The organism is Phenylobacterium sp., assembly GCF_035475775.1.
Lineage (GTDB): Bacteria > Pseudomonadota > Alphaproteobacteria > Caulobacterales > Caulobacteraceae > Phenylobacterium.
Map to the genome: position 1 here is coordinate 1 of NZ_DATIMC010000034.1, position 1,684 is coordinate 1,684.

The following is a 1,684-nucleotide window of genomic DNA, read 5'->3' on the forward strand; positions in this document are numbered from 1 at the left end:
GTCGGCGCCTTCGGCTGGGGCTGGGTCTGCGACCGCCACGGCCCGCGGATTGTCGGTGTCGCCGGCGGGCTGCTGCTCGGCACCGGGCTGGTGCTGGCCAGCCGGGCGACGAGCCTGCCTGCCTTTCAGCTCGCCTACGGCTTGTTCCTCGGCGCGGCGGTCGGCGCCTTCTTCGCGCCCATGATGGCGACGGCCAGCGCTTGGTGCGACCGCCACCACGCGCTCGCCGTCTCCCTCGTCTCCGCCGGGCTCGGCATAGCACCGGTGACCGTCGCGCCTTTCGCGCAGTGGCTGCTCCTCTCTGGCTATGACTGGCGCACCGCCCAGCTCGTGATCGGGCTCGTCGCCTGGGCCGTCCTGCTGCCGGCCGCGCTGCTACTGCGCCGTCCGCCGGCGACGGCCTCAGCCGCCACCGCGGCGGCCGGGCCGGCGGGCGAGGGCTTCACCGTGCGCCAGGCCCTGGGTAGCCGCCAATTCGTGGTGCTCGCGGCGACCTTCTTCGCCTGCTGCCTCGCGCATTCCGGCCCGATTTTCCACGTGGTGAGCTACGCCATGGTCTGCGGCCTGTCCGCCGTGGCCGCGGTCAGCGTCTACAGCCTGCAGGGCTTGGCGGGACTCGGCGGGCGCCTGCTCCTGGGCGTGCTCGCCGACCGCCACGGCGCCAAGCCGGTGCTGATCGGGGGGCTGCTGCTGCAGGCGCTCGCGATCGGTGCCTTCCTCCCGGCCCGCGGCCTCGGGGAGTTCTACGCCGTCGCCGCGGTCTTCGGCCTGGCCTATGGCGGGGTGATGCCGCTCTACGCGGTGCTCGTGCGCGACTGTTTCGGCACCCGCATCATGGGCACGGTGTTCGGCGCCGCGACCATGGCTTCCTGCGTCGGCATGGCGGCGGGGCCGGCGGTCGGCGGCTGGATCTTCGACCGCTTCGGCGACTACGCGGGGATGCACCTCGCCTCGCTGGCCGTCGGGCTCGGGGCCGTGGCGATCGCCCTCACCTTCTCGCCGTTGCCCCGGACGAGGCCCGAGCGCCTCAAGCCGGCGTAGCGCGTCGGTAAGGATCCATCGTAGCGAGCCCGGCCATAACCGCTCCACCTCAGTTATGCCATGGTGACTATGGACGCTGACGCGGACAAGGCGCGCCTGAGGCCCGCCCCGGCCTCACCGGGAGGTGCCACGGCAACCGCCCCTCCGAATACGGTGTTGAGAGCGGCCATGCAACGAAATGGAACTGTCGCCGACCCAGGGGACCCGTTTCCTACCGCCTCGCTCGAGGCGCTGCGTCGCCAGGGCGGGCTGTGCGCACCACTGCCCGTCGCGCTCGGTGGCTCCGGCTGGGGCACCGAGCCGGCCGGGGCAGCGGCAATCCTCGCCCTGCTGCGAAGCATCGGCCGGACCAGCCTGCCGCTTGGGCGAGTGTTCGAAGGCCACGTGAATGCGATCCGCCTGGTGGTCCGCTCCGGCACCCCGGCGCAGGCCGCGGCCGCCGCCGCGGATGCGATCGGCGGGCACCTGTTCGCGATCTGGGCGGCCGAGAACTCCGACGCGCCGCTGCGCCTCGTCGGCGATCGGCTCGCCGGGATGGTCCCGGGTCGGCGGGCAACGCGGTCAGGCCGCCTTGTCGGACCAAGTTGCAAGGCGTTCCAGTCGGCTCTGTAAAGCGAACCGTTCCGGTGCGGGCGAGCGTGCG

The 1,684-nt window shown here is 72.9% G+C and carries 2 protein-coding genes; both read left to right on the forward strand.

The features are described from left to right. Positions 1-1,041 (forward strand): MFS transporter (locus tag VLI41_RS04140; protein WP_325266790.1); only part of this gene is annotated, 1,041 nt, incomplete at its 5' end. Between the two features lie 168 nt (positions 1,042-1,209). Beyond that, on the forward strand, positions 1,210-1,653 hold the full coding sequence (locus tag VLI41_RS04145; protein ID WP_325266791.1) for a hypothetical protein: 444 nt from the start codon (positions 1,210-1,212) through the stop codon (positions 1,651-1,653). Positions 1,654-1,684 lie beyond the last annotated feature (31 nt).

Excerpts from the sequence above, each read along its gene's own strand:
- VLI41_RS04145 (WP_325266791.1), top strand. The coding sequence starts at position 1,210 with ATGCAACGAAATGGAACTGTCGCCGACCCAGGGGACCCGTTTCCTACC.